Origin of the sequence: Aeromonas bestiarum (assembly GCF_028751155.1) — a bacterium.
Taxonomy (GTDB): domain Bacteria; phylum Pseudomonadota; class Gammaproteobacteria; order Enterobacterales; family Aeromonadaceae; genus Aeromonas; species Aeromonas bestiarum.
The window spans coordinates 3,930,001-3,942,129 of sequence record NZ_CP064746.1 but is presented as its reverse complement, the minus strand read 5'-3'; the positions used below and the strand labels follow the sequence as shown (position 1 = coordinate 3,942,129).

15 protein-coding genes (1 of these 15 only partly in view) are annotated in these 12,129 nt (G+C 60.8%); 8 read left to right on the top strand and 7 right to left on the bottom strand.

Features of this window, described 5'->3' with window-relative positions:
• Positions 1-26 precede the first annotated feature (26 nt).
• A complete protein-coding gene (locus IU367_RS18120) occupies positions 27-575 on the bottom strand; it encodes a GNAT family N-acetyltransferase (RefSeq protein WP_084204711.1) in 549 nt (182 codons plus the stop codon).
• Between the two features lie 485 nt (positions 576-1,060).
• On the opposite strand from IU367_RS18120, the gene IU367_RS18115 reads away from it, so the two are divergent.
• From IU367_RS18115 to IU367_RS18105, 3 genes are all read left to right on the top strand, one after another.
• Positions 1,061-1,183 (top strand): hypothetical protein, encoded by a 123-nt coding sequence (locus IU367_RS18115; RefSeq protein ID WP_274452642.1) that lies wholly within the window; start codon positions 1,061-1,063, stop codon positions 1,181-1,183.
• Between the two features lie 520 nt (positions 1,184-1,703).
• Entirely contained in the window at positions 1,704-2,468 is a 765-nt protein-coding gene (cphA, locus tag IU367_RS18110; protein ID WP_478219187.1) for a CphA family subclass B2 metallo-beta-lactamase, read from the top strand.
• 223 nt (positions 2,469-2,691) lie between these two features.
• Positions 2,692-3,963 carry an MATE family efflux transporter gene (locus IU367_RS18105; protein ID WP_103471564.1) on the top strand — a complete coding sequence of 424 codons (1,272 nt, stop codon included), beginning with the start codon at positions 2,692-2,694 and terminating at the stop codon, positions 3,961-3,963.
• 87 nt (positions 3,964-4,050) lie between these two features.
• Here the strand turns inward: IU367_RS18105 and IU367_RS18100 are convergent, their stop codons facing one another.
• On the bottom strand, positions 4,051-5,301 hold the full coding sequence (locus IU367_RS18100) for a DEAD/DEAH box helicase (protein WP_274452640.1): 1,251 nt from the start codon (positions 5,299-5,301) through the stop codon (positions 4,051-4,053).
• 181 nt (positions 5,302-5,482) lie between these two features.
• Entirely contained in the window at positions 5,483-6,352 is an 870-nt protein-coding gene (locus IU367_RS18095) for a LysR family transcriptional regulator (RefSeq protein WP_043135524.1), read from the bottom strand.
• Positions 6,353-6,575: 223 nt separating this feature from the next.
• Here IU367_RS18095 and IU367_RS18090 point away from each other — a divergent pair, with 223 nt between their 5' ends.
• Positions 6,576-7,808: an MFS transporter gene (locus IU367_RS18090; protein WP_274452638.1), complete on the top strand. Its 1,233-nt coding sequence runs from the start codon at positions 6,576-6,578 to the stop codon at positions 7,806-7,808.
• A gap of 12 nt (positions 7,809-7,820) precedes the next feature.
• On the opposite strand, the gene IU367_RS18085 is transcribed toward IU367_RS18090, so the two are convergent.
• Positions 7,821-8,276, bottom strand: coding sequence for a hypothetical protein (locus tag IU367_RS18085; RefSeq protein WP_274452637.1), 456 nt, complete (start codon positions 8,274-8,276; stop codon positions 7,821-7,823).
• Between the two features lie 169 nt (positions 8,277-8,445).
• Here IU367_RS18085 and IU367_RS18080 point away from each other — a divergent pair, with 169 nt between their 5' ends.
• The gene (locus IU367_RS18080; protein WP_274452636.1) at positions 8,446-9,354 is read left to right on the top strand and encodes an SAM hydrolase/SAM-dependent halogenase family protein; all 909 of its coding nucleotides are present in this window, start codon (positions 8,446-8,448) and stop codon (positions 9,352-9,354) included.
• A 53-nt stretch (positions 9,355-9,407) separates the two neighbouring features.
• Here the strand turns inward: IU367_RS18080 and IU367_RS18075 are convergent, their stop codons facing one another.
• From IU367_RS18075 to IU367_RS18065, 3 genes are all read right to left on the bottom strand, one after another.
• Entirely contained in the window at positions 9,408-9,740 is a 333-nt protein-coding gene (locus tag IU367_RS18075) for a DUF6515 family protein (RefSeq protein ID WP_274452635.1), read from the bottom strand.
• A gap of 100 nt (positions 9,741-9,840) precedes the next feature.
• The gene (locus IU367_RS18070) at positions 9,841-10,134 is read right to left on the bottom strand and encodes a hypothetical protein (protein ID WP_274452634.1); all 294 of its coding nucleotides are present in this window, start codon (positions 10,132-10,134) and stop codon (positions 9,841-9,843) included.
• A 146-nt stretch (positions 10,135-10,280) separates the two neighbouring features.
• A complete protein-coding gene (locus tag IU367_RS18065) occupies positions 10,281-10,841 on the bottom strand; it encodes a gamma carbonic anhydrase family protein (RefSeq protein WP_042869323.1) in 561 nt (186 codons plus the stop codon).
• 236 nt (positions 10,842-11,077) lie between these two features.
• Here IU367_RS18065 and IU367_RS18060 point away from each other — a divergent pair, with 236 nt between their 5' ends.
• The 3 genes from IU367_RS18060 to IU367_RS18050 form a co-directional block, all read left to right on the top strand.
• A complete protein-coding gene (locus tag IU367_RS18060) occupies positions 11,078-11,728 on the top strand; it encodes a ribonuclease T2 family protein (RefSeq protein WP_172955197.1) in 651 nt (216 codons plus the stop codon).
• 71 nt (positions 11,729-11,799) lie between these two features.
• Positions 11,800-12,084 (top strand): helix-hairpin-helix domain-containing protein, encoded by a 285-nt coding sequence (locus IU367_RS18055; protein WP_274452631.1) that lies wholly within the window; start codon positions 11,800-11,802, stop codon positions 12,082-12,084.
• A 2-nt stretch (positions 12,085-12,086) separates the two neighbouring features.
• A protein-coding gene (locus IU367_RS18050; RefSeq protein ID WP_274452629.1) for an NAD(P)H-dependent flavin oxidoreductase crosses the window boundary here: on the top strand, positions 12,087-12,129 show its 5' portion. 1,004 nt of this gene lie beyond the right edge of the window; the window shows 43 of its 1,047 coding nt (coding positions 1-43); its start codon is at positions 12,087-12,089; its stop codon lies beyond the right edge, outside the window.

Sequence of the window (12,129 nt, the reverse complement as noted above, 5' to 3'; positions counted from 1 at the left end):
TACAACTCTACAAAACAGCGGAAAGGTTAGAAATATAATATGTCATTGTTTTTAATGCTTTCAATTATTATCTTTAGGTCGATATTATTACAATGAACCATACATGTAGTATCTTCTTTCTTTTGGAGAGGATCTGGTAAAGGTTCGAATCCTGATATCTTGTAGTAGTCAGGGTTAATATCGGAAAAAAGAATGAATGCTCTTGTTTGAAATCGGTTGTAGTACTCTGTTGTTACTGCGTTTAATAGGCTTCTGGCAAAGCCATTTCGTCTTTTATCTGGGGGGGTAGAGAGAGAACCTATTCCTATAGTTGACACTCCAGAAATAGAAGGTAGCGCATAGCATATGACGGAACTCAATAAATAGCCATCTTGTTCAAGTATGTACCAAGTTCCTTTTTTATATTTTTCAGAACGATTACAAGAAAGTAGATATGTGCTGAGTTCTAATCCGTCTCCCCAAGCATCAAAACCCATGCTATAGACACTATTCATATCGTTTAATGTAGCTGTTCTAATTATGAGATTATCAAATATAAAAAATGGTAGTTTTTTTGCTGGTGTTAAAAATGACATAAACCACCTTAAATAAGTGAGACATTACAGCTAACTGCAAGAATGTGAAAAATGTGTTATCTATGCTTTCAACATTATTTGCGGGCTGCCTTTGAGTCAATGTATATCTTTGTTTTTTGTTAAAAAAGGGTGCAGTGTTGTGTTTTTTAATCTTTCTCGGATTTTCTGCGATAGGGGGGGGATGATGACTTTTTAGGACTGTATGTTCGAATAGCGAAGCGTATTCTGACGATCGCGAACAGGTTGTGGCCGAGAGGTTGCTGATATTCAGAGTTTCCTTGCTGGGCTTGTCATGACTTGGTGCGTGGCGGTAAACGGACGATTACGCTGCGCTAATCGTCCCTACATCAAGGCGGTGACTGCGTGTTTTGAGCCTTTACCTCTATCCACTCCCCTCACACATCCCCCGTATCTTCTGCTTACTGCGTAAAAGGCCCGGTTTGCCACTGGGGGCAAGGGGCTGGATCTGTCGAGGGAGCAAGAGGATGAAAGGTTACTTCAAGGAGACGCTGGGCAATCTGGGCTTTACCGATATGAAGGCCTATCCCCGGTCGCTGGCGCGGCTTAAAGGGATGCCGCTGCCGCTCAAGGGCCGTAGGTTCGAATAGCGCAGCGTATTCGGACGGTCGCGAACAGGTAGTGGCCGAGAAGCCGCTGACATCCAGAGTTTCCTGTCTGTCTTGTCATAACTCGGTGCGTGGCGGTATGCGGACGATTACGCTGCGCTAATCGTCCCTACATCATTGGGTTTATTGTGTTACCTCCCCCTCATCCCCAACCCTTCTCCCGCAAGGGGAGAAGGGAGCAAATTCGCTCTGCTGATTGTGTGTTGGCTCTGTGGTGCGGGTGAATATGAGTGGCTTGGAATTGGCATGAACCATCCCCTCTCCCTCGGGAGAGGGTTAGGGTGAGGGGTCGCTATCTGTGTTGTAGGTTCGAATAGCGAAGCGTATTCGGACGTTCGCGAACAGGAGGTTGCAGCCGATTTTTCCTGACGTCCCCCGACTTCACCTTCTCTTCACAGAAGCCCATTTCCCCTTCACAAATCTCCCGTATTTTCTGCCCACTGCTAAAAAGGCCGGGCTTGCCACAGGGGTGGCGAGGGGCCGGTCGTATCGAGGGAGCAAGATGATGAAAGGTTGGATAAAGTGCGGGCTGGCCGGTGCCCTGGTGCTGATGGCGAGCGTCTGGGACGGCAGCGTGTATGCGGCGGCGATATCGCTCACGCAGGTGAGCGGCCCCGTCTACGTGGTAGAGGACAACTACTACGTCAAGGAGAACTCCATGGTCTATTTCGGGGCCAAGGGGGTGACGGTAGTGGGGGCGACCTGGACGCCGGATACCGCCCGCGAGCTGCACAAGCTGATAAAAAGAGTCAGCAGCAAGCCTGTGCTGGAGGTGATCAACACCAACTACCACACCGATAGGGCAGGCGGTAACGCCTACTGGAAGTCCATCGGTGCCAGGGTGGTATCGACCCGCCAGACCCGGGATCTGATGAAGAGCGACTGGGCCGAGATTGTCGCCTTTACCCGCAAGGGGCTGCCGGAATACCCGGATCTGCCGCTGGTGCTGCCGAACGTGGTGCACGATGGCGACTTCACCCTGCAAGGGGGCAAGCTGCGCGCCTTCTACGCGGGCCCGGCTCACACCCCGGATGGCATCTTTGTCTACTTCCCCGAGGAGCAGGTGCTCTATGGCAACTGCATCCTCAAGGAGAAGCTGGGCAACCTGAGCTTTGCCGATGTGAAGGCCTATCCGCAGACGCTGGCGCGGCTGAAAGCGATGAAGCTGCCCATCAAGACGGTGGTGGGTGGTCACGACTCACCGCTGCACGGCCCCGAGCTTATCGATCACTACGAGGCGCTGATCAAGGCAGCCCCGCAGGCATAGAGAGCCAGGCCGCAGGGATAACAAGAGGCGCCGCACACTTGAAAGGTGCTGGCCAGAGAAAACGCCCGAACGGGCGTTTTCCTGTTTCAGCGCACCGGATTTCCTGTGGCCGATCTCCTAGTCTTGCCGATCGGCAGCCGGTCCCCGGCATTAAGGCTGTTCAAGCCGGGTGCGCTTTCATAAGATGGATTCCTCTCTGGCCAGCCATTAACAAGCAATTGATATGCAATATAAATCCCTCGAGCGGCTGAAGCAGGCCTTTATCACCGGCATGTGGGCCTCGCTTGCCAGCATAGTTATCGGCTTCGCCTTCAAGGTGTGGCTGGCGCAGTGGGTGGCCAAGGGGGATCTGGCGCTGTTCAACAGCGTGGTGGATTTGATCTCCCTGTCGCTGATCCTGATGACCGGCTTTCGCTCCTCCATGGTGGTGAGCTACTCCCAGACCAAAAACGACAGAGACATCATCAATATCTTCCGCTACTTCCTCATAGGCATGGTGCTGCTCACCTGGGGGCTGGTGATCCCCTATATCAAGCACGGGCTCCATATCCGGGTGGAGTATCTGCAACTGGTGGGGGTCATCTTCGGGCTGGGGCTCAAGGTCTATTTCACCAATCTGGTGGCCATGTACCGCATGTACGATATCTCCAACAGGGTCACCTGGCTGGAGCCGCTCGCCAATGCCCTGCTGTTTATGGCCTGTTACTTCGGGCTGGGGATGGATGCGCTCTCGTCGCTCTTCTACGGGCTGACCTCCTCTTCGCTGGTCATCGCCGGTTATATGTATCTCTATCGGCGCAGGGCCATCGCTACCCGGCCGCTGGCCAAAGTCGAGCTCGGCCCCGAGATGCGCAGCTATGTGAAGAAGAGCTTCACCGCCTCGCTGGAGGCGGGGGCTAGTATCCTGATGATCTACATTACCGTGCTGCTCACCATACGCCACTTCAGCATCGACGAGCTGGGGGATTTCCAGGTGGTGGTGCGCCCCATCTTCACCTATATGACGCTGCTGTTTGTCTTCCCCATCTACCGCTTCGTGCTGCCTGAGCTGGCGGTCAATCTGCGCAACGGCGATCACCGCCAGATCAGGATGATCCGCCGCTGGATCTTCCGCCTCTCGGCCATCGTCAGTCTGGTGTTCTTTGTGCTGATGCTGCTGGCGGGCAAGCCGCTGGTGTTGCTGCTGTTCCCCGTCGACTATGTGGGCGCCGTGCCCGTGCTGTTCCACTTCTCCATCTTCTTCATCTTCATGATGCTCAACGGCTATCAGCTTGCCTATATCAAGGCCCACGGCCACTTTACCCAGAGTCTGCTGATCCGCCTGGTCGGCATAGTGGCGCTGGTGGCGGCCTACTATCTGGTGGCCGAGTTCACTACCAATGTGGTAGCCATTATCGTGGCGCTGGGGCTTGGCTATATGGTGATGTTTATCCTCTCGACCCTGGCGGAGCGGCGGATCCTGAAATCCCTGCCACTGGTGCTGGCGACCCGCTAGGTGTTCAGTCGCCAAGGGTGGCGCTGGCCATTGTCGGATAACAAAAAACGCCCATGCGGGCGTTTTTTGTGGGCGGCGTTGAGCGGCTTAACGCTTGCCCTTGCCACTCTTGTTGCCGCCGAGGGCCTGCTTTCTGGCTCGCTGCTTCTGGGCCGCCTTGCCGTTGCGGCGTGGCTCGGGCCCAAAGCGGGTGAGGTCGGGCTCAAAGCCCGGGAACCACTGTTGGGGCAATCGGGTGTCGAGCACGGTTTCCACCTTTTCCAGCAGGGGCGCATCTTCCGGGCTGAACAAGGTGATGGCCAGCCCCTTGTTGCCAGCGCGGCCGGTGCGACCGATGCGGTGCACGTAATCCTCTGCGACAAAGGGGAACTCGAGGTTGATCACGTAGTTGAGATCGCTGATATCGAGGCCGCGGGCGGCCACGTCGGTGGCGACCAGCGCCTGCAGGGTGCCGGCGCGAAACTCCAGCAGCACCTTCTCCCGCGCCCCTTGCGACAGATCGCCGTGGAAGGCCAGCGCATTGATGCCCGCCTTGCCCAACTGTTGGGCCAGCTTGTCGGCCCCCTGACGCGTGCGGCTGAAGATAAGCACAGGCGCCCAGCCCTTCACCTTGATCAGGTGCTCCACTAGTGCCAGCTTGCGCTCGCCATCCACCGCATAGACCCGCTGCTCCACCTCGGCCGCCGTGGTGTTGCGCGGTGCCACCTCGATCAGTTCGGGGTCGCGCAGCAGCACGCGGCTCAAGGCAAACAGGTTGTCATCGCAGGTGGCGGAGAAGAGCAGGGTCTGGCGATCCGCCGGTATCTGTTTGAGCAGCGCCTTGATCTCGTCCATAAAGCCCATGTCGAGCATGCGATCCGCCTCGTCAAACACCAGATGGCTGAGGCGCTCAAGGCTCAAGGCCCCCTGGCGCAGATGGTCGAGCAATCGGCCCGGGGTGGCGATCAGCAGATCCACCCCGGCTTTCAGCGCCTCGACCTGCGCGGCTATGCTGACCCCGCCGTAGACCAAAGCGCTGGTGAGACCCGTACCTTGCCCGTAGCGCGTCACGCTCTCGTGTACCTGCACCGCCAGTTCGCGGGTCGGCACCAGCACCAGGGCGCGGATCGGGCGGGATGCATCGCTCGCCGGGTGCTGCATCAGTTGCTCCAGCAGCGGCAGCACGAAGGCGGCTGTCTTGCCTGTGCCTGTCTGGGCGCCCGCCATCAGATCGCGCCCCGCCAGAATGACGGGGATGGCGCTGGCCTGGATCGGGGTGGGCGCGGCATAGCCGAGTTCGGTCAGGGTCTGCTGCAGACGGGGGGAGAGGGCCAGTTCGGCAAAGGAGGCAATGGACATAGGGCACCAGTGTGGGGTTATCGCGGCCAGGGCCACGACAGAAACAATTGTAGTGGCCGGCATGGTAACAGAAGCGGGGGCATGGGCAGAAGGCGGGCGAGGGGAGTGGGCCTCTATCCCGCGCTTCGCTCTGCTGGTCGGGCTCGGGAGCTGCGCCATGGCGAGCAGCGCCCTGTAATGGTCAGCGGCAGTGAAACACCTCTTCCAGCGCATCCACCACGGCGCGTACCCGGCTGGCCTTCTGCAGGTCGGGGTGGAGCACCAGCCAGATGTCGACCGGATCGCTGAGGGCGGGCAGCACGCGCACCAGCTCAGTTTCTTTGTCTGCCAGAAAGGTGGAGAGCAGGGCTATTCCCAGCCCCTGGCGGGCCGCCGCCAGCAACAGCAGCTGGGCATTGCACTGCAGCACCACGTTCGGTTCGTGCAGCGGCTCCCCGCACAGGCTGTGCCAGTGGCGGGAGACCAGCTCCTTGGCAAACAGCAGCAGGGCGTGCTGACTCAGGCCGTGGCCGCTCTTGGGCGTGCCGTGGCGAGCCAGATAGTCGCGAGAGGCGTAGAGCCCCATCTCTATGGTGGTGAGCCGCTTGATCACCAGCTCGTCGTTGTCGGGACGCAGCCCGCGGATGGCGAGATCGGCCTCCCGGTAGGCGATGTCGCTGACGCTGACCGCTGTCTGCAGGCTGAGGCGGATACCTGGGTGGCGTTCGCGCAGCAGGGTGAGGGCGGGCAGCACGAAGGCCTGGGCCAGGGTGTCCGTGGTGGCGATGCGCACCTCGCCGCACAGGCTCTGATCCCCGGCGCTCGCCTTGCGCTCTATGGCCTTGATGGCCTGTTCCATGGCGCTGGCATCCGCCAGCATGGTTTCGCCTAGGGGGCTCAGATCATAGAGTTTGGGGGTACGGATAAAGAGCTTGGAGCCCAGATTCTGTTCCAGTGCCGTGATGCGTCGCCCGACGGTGGCCTGATCGACCCCCAGCACCCCGGCCGCGCCACGCAGTGTGCCCTGTCTTGCCAATGCGAGAAAAAAACGTGCGTCATCCCAGTTGATCATCGAGCCTCCCACTCAAAGTGCCCCCTCGGGGCGAGCCCATTAGAAGCCAGCGCAGGCGGGATCACAAGGCGAGTGTGGCCTTGTTGGCATGCAAATAGATGTCATCGGCATGCATTATTGAAGCAGCATGATGCATTTGTGCCGCTGTCGGGAGGGATGGTCGGGCGCTATCATGGCCGACTCTCGTCAGCGGGGCTCGGCCTCGCGTTCATCGGAGTTGTGCATGTCATCATCCCTGTCCACCGCCCGGCCCTGCGAGGCGCAGGCTTCCCATGGCGCCATTCTGCTGTTTCTGCCGCTGGCCCTGATGTCGGCGTTGCTCAACAGCAGCGTGCCCACCCCCCTCTATCCCCACTACCAGCAGGCACTGGCGCTGAGCGATGTCAGCCTCACCCTGATCTATGGCGGCTACGCGGCCGGGGTGCTCATCTCCCTGTTCGGGGTGGGCAATCTGGCGGGGCGGGTGGCGGACTTGCGCGCCATGATATTGCCGGCGCTGCTGGCGGTCGCGGGGGGCGCCCTGCTCTTTTCCCTGGCCGATTCGTTCTGGTCGCTGCTGCTGGCACGGGTGCTGGCCGGGATTGGCACGGGAGCCCTGACCGGCGCCGCCAACGTGGCCCTGCTGCGTTTCGGCCCCCGCGACGGCGGCAAGCGGGCGGCGCTCAGTGCGACCCTCTCCTTCACCGCCGGACTGGCGCTCGGCCCGGTATTCAGCGGGTTGGCGTTGCAGCTGGACTTCTATCCGACTCAGCTGCCCTTTCTGCTCATCATGGGGCTGGCGGCCTGCGCCATGACAGGTGTTGTGCTGAGCTGGCCCGCCAGCGCGCAAGGGGCGCCGGCCGCGGCGCACGGGCAGGGCAAGGGATCTCTGGGGGAGGGGCTCAAGGCCACTGGCGTTGCATTCTTTCTTTGCGCGGCGGCCCTGTTTACCGCCTGGGCGGTGGCGGCCAGCCTGCTGGCAATCGGCCCCAAGGTGGTGAGCCAGTTGCTGGGGCTGCGGGATCTCGGCCTGTTCGGCTATCTGATCGCGGCTTATATGGTGCTCTCCGGCCTGTGCCAGCTCTGGGCCCGCCGCCTCGATGCCCGCCATACCCTGCAGAGCGGTTGCCTGGCGCTGGCACTCTGCGTGCTGCTGTTTACCGGCGCCGTGCACGTCCAGTCGCTCTGGCTGGCGGGGCTTGGGCTGCTGGTGGCCGGTTATGCCCAGGGCGCCGTGTTTGTCGGCAGTGCGACCCTAGTCAACCGCATCTCCCCCGGCGCCAGCCACGCCCGGCTGGTGTCGCTCTTCTATGTGATCGCCTATGTGGCGAACTGGGTGCCTGTGCTGCTGGGCTGGGTGAGTGACGGTGTCGGCCTGCGGGCGGCGGTGGATCTGCTCGCCATCGGCAGCGTGCTGATCAGCCTTGGGCTGGCCTGGGGGGTATGGCGCAGCCGCTTCGAGCGGGCTTCGGCTTGACCAGCTTACCTATCAATCCGCCAGCAACACGCGTTTGGCGTCCAGATGGTGCATCCATTCCCGCAGGATCAGCAGCACGGCGGCAAAGCGTCGCCCCTTGGGCAGATGGGCCGCCGCCAGCGGATCCCCTTCCACCATGGCGGCAAACTGGCCGAACAGCTGCTCTATGCTCTCCCGGCTCAGCTCATGGCTGCCGAGCTCGCCAGCCAGCGGGAGCGGGCTGTGCAGCGTCACCAGCTCGTGGGCCGGAATGCGTGCCGCCAGCGGCATCAGCACATCCTCCACCACCATGATGGCTCGCTCCAGTTCGAGTGCGCTCGGCGGATCCTGGCGAAACGGGGCCGGTGTCATGGCCTCGAGACCAAATGCCAGCTTGTAGGTGATGGTTATGCCGTCTGCCTGGGTGATCTGCACCTTGCTGGTCTGCTCCCCCAGCTTCAGCATGATGGCGGGGTGGCTGCTTGTCATGGGATCTCCTTGCCATGTTGATGACCAGACCTATCCATACACCCGCCCATGCTCGCTGGCGAGGGCTTTCAGCTCCCCCATCCGGGTGATACGGCTTGCAAACTTGGTTATTGATGGCATTCTAGATGTCTAAATGGCTATTTCATTTCTACGCTTCAGGAGTTCTGATATGGATATTCGCACCGCTCCCCGCGCTCTCGCGCTCGCCCTCCTGCTGACCAGCAGTCTCGCCTGTGCCAACGAGGCTCTGGTGATCCAGACCGATTTTGGTCTCAAGGATGGCGCAGTGTCGGCCATGAAGGGGGTCGCCTTCGGGGTGGACCGCACCCTGCCGCTCTATGATCTGACCCACGAGATCCCGGCCTACAGCATCTGGGAAGCCTCCTACCGCCTCTATCAGACCATCAACTACTGGCCCAAGGGCACAGTCTTCGTCAGCGTGGTGGATCCGGGCGTGGGCACGGCGCGCCACTCAGTGGTGCTCAAGACCAGGAGCGGTCACTACATAGTCTCGCCGGACAACGGCACCCTGACCCTGGTGGCCGAGCACTTCGGCATCGAGGCGGTGCGCCAGATCGACGAGAAGCGCAATCGCCTCAAGGGCTCCGAGAAGTCCTACACCTTCCACGGCCGCGACGTTTACGCCTACACCGGCGCCCGGTTGGCCTCCGGTGCCATCAGCTATGAGCAGGTGGGCCCGCTGCTGCCGGCCGAGGTGGTGAAGATCCCTTATCAGCCTGCTGTGGCCGAGCAAGACGGCACCGTCAAGGGCACAATCCCGATCCTGGATGTGCAGTACGGCAACGTCTGGACCAACATAGACGAGACACTGCTCACCAAGGCGGGCGTCAACAAGGGGGATCAGGCCTGCCTCAAGATCAGCGAAGGGGACGTGCTCAAGTACGAGGGCAAGGCCCCCTACGTCAGCAGCTTTGGTGACGTGCCGGAAGGCCAGGCGCTGGTCTACCTCAACAGCCTGCTGCAGGTCTCGGTGGCGCTGAACATGGACAGCTTCGCCGTCAAACATCAGGTGCAGTCCGGTGCCAACTGGCATATCAGCCTGAAGAAGTGCTCATGATCATCAGCTGACACCACTCACAGCGGGCGCCACGGCGCCCGTTTTGTTGCTGCTTACCGCAGCGCGGCGGGGGGCGGTACTTCTATATAGCGCCCGTCCAGCTCCCGCTGGTAGTAGTGGCCGGCTCTGACGTAGTAGCGACGGCCATCCAGATCCAGCGGGGTGAGACTCGCGTCCGTCTGCACCTCGACAACCTGGGTTGGCGGCGTGACCACCACATAGTGACTCTCCTGCTGCTGGTAATAGATGTCGCCGAGCACATAGTAGGTGAGCCCGGCCAGCAAGACTGTCTCCACTCCGCCGGGCAACAGATCGATGCGATGGCCCGGCGCGGGGGCGGACCAGGGGCCTGCATAGTGGCCATGGCGGGTCGCGGGAGGCGACATCTCCCGTCCCGGCGGGCCGCCAGCTCCACCCCCGCCAGCGCTCGCGGGGAGGGTGATGAGCAGCGCCAGTGCCCAGGGCCAGGAGCTATCCCTGTTCATCCTATTGGCCCTTGAGCGGGGCTGTGGCGGACTGGAGCCTGATTGGCTGGGGTGGCAGCTCCCGCACGCTGACCATCACCTCGTAACCTTTGTTGGCCTCGGCGGCGGGGATGTTCTTGAACAGCTCCTGGGCCGTGGCCCGGGGATCCTTGCTCTGCTTGCTGGCCTGATAGAGAACCGAGGGGGGCACCGGCATCTGAGCGCCGGGGTGGCCTGGCATGGGGGGCGGCATATCGCTGGCGTGCACAGACAGGCTGCCGAGCAGCAGGGGCAACAGGAGGGCTTTGCATGACATGGGATGACTCCGTCCGGGTGAATATGGCCCATCAAACGCCAGCCAGGCTCTGCGCTCAATCGCTTTTACACCCTCTTTTCACCCCCTTTACAGTTGTGACAACGGGCGCCTGGGCGCCCGTTGCGTGTCATGGGAGGAGGTCGGCCTCAAAACTCGTTGGAGAGCGCCTTGTAACCCTTGACCAGATCTATGTTGGTGTGGGCCACGTCCTCGGAGAACTCGGTGGCATCCACTGTGACCCTGGGGATCTCGGCCAGATCGCTCTGCTGGTTGATGCGAGTGGTGGAGGGCACATAGAAGCCGGGCGGCAGATCGCAGCCATCCACCACAGAGTTGTGGCGCACCACCGAACCTTCACCTATGTGGCAGTTGAACAGCACGCTGTTGAAGCCGATGAAGACCCGGTTTCCCACTTCGCAGGGCCCGTGCACTATGCTGCGGTGGGCGATGGATGTGTACTCGCCTATGGTGACGGCGGCGCCGGACTTGGAGTGGATCACCACACCGTCCTGAATGTTGGAGTTGGCGCCTATGATGATGGGCTCCATGTCGCCACTGGCATCCACCTCGTCGGCGCGGATCACCGCATAGGGGCCGACAAACACGTTTTCCTTGATGATCACCTTGCCACAGATGATGGCAGTCTTGTCGATATAGGCTGATTCGTCGATGACCGGCAGGTGGCCGGAAGGATTCTTGCGGATCATGTTACATCCTGTTGAAGATGAAATCGGGACGGGGAAAAGGCGAGACCACTGGCCTGCCGGTGGGTCAGCTTACGCCTGTGGGCCGGGAGGGGGAACCCTTTACTGGTCTGACCCTTGGGGTGGTGCGCTCATCTTCTCGGGGTGTTCCCGACGCGCAAATTATGGGAGCATGATTTCTGCCGAACGGGCCGCGTGGCCCGCCTGGTACTCTTTTGATATAAGGCTGGATACCCAAGATGAAGAAGATTGTTGTGCTGCTCGGCACCCTGCTGCTCTCCCCCTTGTTCTCTTCTGCCGTGCAGGCCAAGGGGGAGGCGGGCGAGTTTGACTATTACGCCCTGGCGCTCTCCTGGTCGCCGGAGCATTGCGCCGTCAAGCCGGCCGATCGGGACCAATGTTCCCGCCTGCTGGGATTCGTGCTGCACGGCCTCTGGCCCCAGTACCAGCGCGGCTACCCGAGCAGCTGCTCCCGCGAGCGGCTGGATCCTGCCATGGAGCAGCAGTTTGCCGGGCTCTATCCCAGCCGTTTTCTCTATCGCCATGAGTGGGAGAAGCACGGTACCTGCTCCGGCCTCGACCAGCCGCAGTTCCATCAGCTGGCCAGCGACCTGCATCTGAAGGTGAAGATCCCGGCCGCGTACCAGTCGCCTGCCGAGCCCCTGCGCAAGAGCCGTTTCCAGCTCAAGGCGGATCTGGCCAGTGCCAACGACTGGCTGGCGCCAGACAACATCACGGTTGCCTGCGCCGACGGGGGCCGCTTCCTGCGGGAAGTCTACATCTGCATCAACAAGGAAGGGACGGATGCCGTCACCTGCTCCGACGAGATGCAAAAGCGTGAACTGCGCTCCTGCGGTCAGCCGGACTTCCTGCTGCGCAGCGTGCGCTGACCCCTCCTTATCTTCATCGGGCCCCTTGCGGGCCCGATGTGCAAATACCTCCATCGGAAAGGAGTCTGGCAATGACCGACATGAAACAGTTCTCGGCGCGAGAGCGAAGCCTGCTGCTCGGGGTGAAAGGAGTGGGCCCCACCGTCATCGGCCGGCTCGAACAGCTGGGTTATCACACACTGAGCGAGCTGGCCGGGGCGGACACGAGTCACATAGTCCAGCTGGTGGCCAGCATGCTGGGCTCGACCTGCTGGCAGAACAGCCCGCAGGCCCGCGGCGCCATCGATAGTGCCATAGGGTTGGCGCGCAGCCAGGTTGCAGCCGACGCCGTTTCGGACTGTGAGCAGGGAACATAGCCATGAGCCTGTTCGCCGAACTGGGGATGCGTTATCCCATCATTC